The organism is Mesorhizobium sp. M2E.F.Ca.ET.209.01.1.1, assembly GCF_004010375.2.
GTDB lineage: Bacteria > Pseudomonadota > Alphaproteobacteria > Rhizobiales > Rhizobiaceae > Mesorhizobium.
The window spans coordinates 1-297 of the sequence record NZ_SADP02001067.1; the positions used below are offsets into that span (position 1 = coordinate 1).

A 297-nucleotide genomic window follows, 5' to 3' on the forward strand; every position below is an offset into this window, starting at 1 on the left:
TTCGTCAATGATATTGGTCGAGAGTGGAAAAGGGTTGGGTGCGGTCCGAAGGGGACGCATTGCGATGGTCCTCGCCTTGGAGGGCGATCGAGACGGGAAATTGATGGCTAAGAAGGTCATGATCGTCGAGGACAATGAGCTCAACATGAAGCTCTTTCGTGACCTCATCGAAGCCAGCGTTTACGAGACGGTTCGCACGCGCAATGGGCTGGAGGCGCTGGATCTCGCGCGCCAGCACAGACCGGACCTCATCCTGATGGACATCCAGTTGCCCGAAGTGTCCGGCCTGGAGGTGAC

At 57.6% G+C, this 297-nt stretch carries 1 protein-coding gene; it reads left to right on the top strand.

The features are described 5' to 3' along the window. Window positions 1-103: 103 nt before the first annotated feature. The coding region (locus EN852_RS39145; protein ID WP_135879929.1) for a response regulator at window positions 104-297 on the top strand (194 nt) is incomplete at its 3' end.